We start from the raw sequence: 3,923 nt of genomic DNA on the forward strand, positions 1-3,923 counted from the left end.
CCCGAGGCCCCCAAGGCAGCGGCCAGTGGCGGAAATCCGTAACGTTTATAGAGGGTTGGGAGCCCACCCGGCTTGCAAGGAGGAGGTGTTCTGTTATGTATTCGGGTCTCGACCACGGGCCAGAGAGCCCTGTCACCAAGGGGTCACGGGGTTTGCGGGAGCGTCCGATGCTCAAGTCCGATCTGATCAACATCCTCGTCGCCAAACGAGGCGTGACCCAGAAGCAGGCGGAGGCGACCATCGAGACGATCTTCGAGTCGATGAAGGACGCCCTCTGCCGCGGGGAGAACATCGAGATTCGCGGCCTGGGCGCCTTCCACGTGAAGAACTACCAGGGCTACCAGGGTCGCAACCCGAAGACGGGCCAGGTCATCCCGGTGAAGCCCAAGCGTGGTCTGCTCTTCCGCACGGGCAAGGAGCTGCGGGACCGGGTCAACCGCCCCGCGCCGCTGCAGGCCCAGTCGGACCTGCCGTCCTCCGAGTTCAAGGGCAGCAGCGGCACCGGCACCCTCTAGTCCTCACCGCCCCACGGCGACCGGCGCCAGCCGGCCGATGGGGCGAATCTGCAGGTCCCCGTCCAGCTCGCCGTAGGTGAGCACCGCCACGTCCGGGAACGGGCCCTCGCACAGCTTGCGCAGCGGACGGCGGATGTCCGGGGCCGTGAGCAGCACCGCCCGGCCCCCGTTGGCGATGAGCCGCACCCCCTCCAGTATCTCCATGATGCGCTCCGGCTCCGGCGCGGGCCCTCGAGGACCGCTGGCGCGAAGCACCTCCTCCACTTCGGGATCCACGAGGTACGCGTACAGCGGGCCCGTGGGCGCGAACTGGTGGCTCAGGTAGCGGTGCAGGGCCTGACGGCAGCGCTCGGCCAGGGCCGTGGCGTCACCTTCGGTGGTGGGCGCCACGAGCGCCTCCAGGATGGCGCGCAGGTCGCGGATGCTCACCTGCTCCTGCACGAGCCGCCGCAGCACGTCCACCAGCAGCGGCAGCGGCACCTTCTGCAGCGCCTCCTTCACCAGCACGGGTGACTGGGCCTCCAGTCCCTCCAGCAGCCCCTGCACCTCCTGGAGCCCCAGCAGCGCGGAGGCGCGCAGGCGCAGCACCGCGCGCAGGTGGTCCGCGATGAGCTCCGAGGGCTTGCGCACCGGCACCTGGGCCAGCTCCAGCCGGGAGCGGGCCCCCTCCCCCACGCGGCTGATGGGCCGCCCGCTGGCAGGCTCCACCGAGGCCTCCGCCTGGACCTCCAGGAAGGCCAGCTCCCCGGGAGGCACGAGCGCGTACAGCGCACCGGGCTGCACCACGCCGCCACCGGCGGGCACTTCGTCCAGGAGGATGCGGTACTCGCCCGGGCCCAGGTACGCGGCGTGGGTCCGCACCCGGATGCCCGGGATGCGCACACCCAGCTCGAAGAACAGCTCGTCGCGGACGGCGTTCAGCACCGTGTGCACGAAGGCGCCTCCGTCCGCCTCCGCGAGCGGCGTCAGCTGCGCGGACAGGTCCAGCGTGAGCGGCGTCACGCCGACCGGTGCCTTCGCGCTCTCCGGAGGTTTGCCCGCGGCTCCGGCTGGCACCGCCGGCCCCGTTGGAGCGCCGTCCTTCGTCTGCGCCTTCTCTGGCGCCTGGGCGTTGCGCCGCAGCGCATACCCGAGCCCTCCAAGGCCCGCCGCCAGGGCAAGGAAGGTCACGTGCGGCATGCCGGGCATCAAGGCCAGCGCGACGCACAGGCCCGCCACGGTGGCCAGCGTGCGGAAGTCGCCGAAGAACTGGGAGCCGATCTCCACCCCGAGCGAGTCTTCTTCCTTCTCCGACGCCACCCGCGTGACGACGAGGCCCGCGGCCACCGCGATGCACAGTGAGGGCACCTGGGACACGAGCCCGTCGCCGATGGCGATGAGGGCGAACGTCGCGGCGGCCTCGGAGAAGGCCTGGCCGTTCTGCAACACGCCGATGAGCGTGCCGCCCAGCAGGTTCACCGCGACGATGACGAGGCCCGCGATGACGTCCCCCTTCACGAACTTCATCGCGCCGTCCATGGCGCCGAACATCTGGGACTCGCGCTCCAGGTCGCGCCGCCTGCGCCGGGCCACCGTCTGGTCGATGGCGCCCGCGCGCAGGTCCGCGTCGATGGACATCTGCTTGCCGGGCATGGCGTCCAGGGTGAAGCGGGCGGAAACCTCCGCGACCCGCTCCGCGCCCTTGGTCACCACCAGCAACTGCACCAGCGTGAGGATGGCGAACACCACCGCGCCCACCACGTAGTCGCCTCGGACCACGAACTCACCGAAGGCCTGGATGACCTCGCCCGCGTGGCCTTCGGAGAGCGCCAGCCGCGTGGACGACACGTTGAGCGACAGCCGGAACAGCGTGGTGAAGAGCAGCAACGTGGGGAACGACGTCACCCGCAGCGCGTCCTTCGCGTTCAGTGCCGCGACCAGCAGCGCCACCGCCGCGGCCAGGTTCACCGCGAGCCCCACGTCGAGGAGCCACGCCGGCAGCGGGATGATGAGCGCCCCCAGCACCGCCGCCATCGCCACCGCGAGCACGACGTCCGAGGACTGGCGGGCCTTCAGCAAGACCTTCATGAGGGGTTGCATCACGTCTGTCTCCGTGGACGGTCGTCCGGCTCGCGAAGCTCCATCGCGGTCCGCAACACGACGGCCGCCGCCTGGTACAGCTCCTCGGGGATGGACTCCCCGACGTCGAAGTGGATGAGGCTGCGGGCCAGCGGCACGTCCCTGACCACGGGGATGCCCTGCCGGCGCGCCTCCTCCTTGAGCGCGAGCGCGTCCTGCTCGCGGCCCTTGGCCACGAGGTAGGGCGCGTCGCATTCGCCCGCGTCGTAGCGGAGCGCGACCGCGATGTGCGTGGGGTTGACGATCACGGCGGTGGCCTTCTGCACTCCACGTGCCGGACCGCCCTGCGCCAACTGGCGATGCAGGGCGCGCCGCTGTCCCTTGTGACGCGGGTCGCCCTCGCTCTCCTTGTGCTCCCGTTTGATCTCTTCGCGCGTCATCATCAGCTCGCGCATGTGCCTGCGGCGGGCGAGCGCGTAGTCCACCGCGCCGCACCCCAGCACCCCCCACGCCAGCCGCGTCACCAATGCGCCCAACCGGCCGACCAGGAACTCCAGTCCGCGGGTTCCCTCGAGCCACGCGGTCCGCAGGGCATCGGGGCCAATCGCCTCGACCTCGTTCCAGACGATGAGGGCCAGCAGCGCCGCCACGAGCAGCGCCTTGCCGGACTCGACGAGCGGCCGGACGCTGAAGAGGCGCTTGAAGCCCGCGAAGGGATTGATGCGCTCCAGCTTCGGCATGGCGTGGCGCGCGTCCAGTTCGAAGCCCACGGTGGCCACGGAGACCGCGAGCGATGCGGCGAATGCGCCCCCCAGGGCCGGGCCGCACAGCCGGGCGGCGACCCAGGCCCCCTCCTCCCATGCGCCCGCGAGCGTCTGTTCCAGCATCAGCCTCGCGGTCCAGTCCTTCAACCGGGCGAACCCCTCCGGGGCGAACGCGATGAAGCCCAGCAGCCCGCCCAGCGTCGTCGCGCTGGAGGACAACATCCGGCTGCGAGGAAGCTGACCCTTGCGCCGGGCCTCCCGCAGCCGTTTCGCGGTGGGCTGCTCCGTCTTCTCGCCGCTCATCGGGAGACCTCTCCCAGCAGCGCCAGCGCGCCCTCCGTCGAGACCACACCCGCGAGCAGCCGCTCACACAGCAGCCCCACGCCCAGCCACAGCAATGCACCGCCCCCAAGGATGCGCAGCGGAGCCCCCAGCTCCTGGAGGTTCACCTGTGCCGCGGCCCTCGAAGCCATGCCCAGGAAGCAATCCACCGCGAGCGACGCGGCCGCCACCGGGGCCCCCACCGCGAGCCCCGTGGCCATCGCGCTCCCCACCATCACCACCACGTGCAGGGCCGAGGCCTCCG

At 71.2% G+C, this 3,923-nt stretch carries 4 protein-coding genes; 1 reads left to right on the forward strand and 3 read right to left on the reverse strand.

The genetic code is table 11. The annotated features are described in order from the left end of the window. Positions 1-167: 167 nt before the first annotated feature. A complete protein-coding gene (locus D7X55_RS37100) occupies positions 168-515 on the forward strand; it encodes an HU family DNA-binding protein (protein WP_120542838.1) in 348 nt (115 codons plus the stop codon). Positions 516-518: 3 nt separating this feature from the next. On the opposite strand, the gene D7X55_RS37105 is transcribed toward D7X55_RS37100, so the two are convergent. From D7X55_RS37105 to D7X55_RS37115, 3 genes are all read right to left on the reverse strand, one after another. Next, complete coding sequence (locus D7X55_RS37105; RefSeq protein WP_120552871.1) at positions 519-2,594, reverse strand: flagellar biosynthesis protein FlhA; 2,076 nt, start codon at positions 2,592-2,594, stop codon at positions 519-521. Continuing rightward, entirely contained in the window at positions 2,594-3,640 is a 1,047-nt protein-coding gene (locus tag D7X55_RS37110) for a flagellar biosynthesis protein FlhB (RefSeq protein WP_121725501.1), read from the reverse strand. The genes D7X55_RS37105 and D7X55_RS37110 overlap by 1 nt, the downstream gene beginning before the upstream one ends. Further along, positions 3,637-3,923 (reverse strand): flagellar biosynthetic protein FliR (locus tag D7X55_RS37115; protein WP_147470367.1); only part of this gene is annotated, 287 nt, incomplete at its 5' end. The genes D7X55_RS37115 and D7X55_RS37110, both read right to left, overlap by 4 nt.

Origin of the sequence: Corallococcus sp. AB049A (genome assembly GCF_003668885.1) — a bacterium.
GTDB lineage: Bacteria > Myxococcota > Myxococcia > Myxococcales > Myxococcaceae > Corallococcus > Corallococcus interemptor.

Coding starts and splice junctions, on each gene's coding strand:
- D7X55_RS37100 (WP_120542838.1), top strand. CDS start 168: ATGCTCAAGTCCGATCTGATCAACATCCTCGTCGCCAAACGAGGCGTG.
- D7X55_RS37105 (WP_120552871.1), bottom strand. CDS start 2,594: ATGCAACCCCTCATGAAGGTCTTGCTGAAGGCCCGCCAGTCCTCGGAC.
- D7X55_RS37110 (WP_121725501.1), bottom strand. CDS start 3,640: ATGAGCGGCGAGAAGACGGAGCAGCCCACCGCGAAACGGCTGCGGGAG.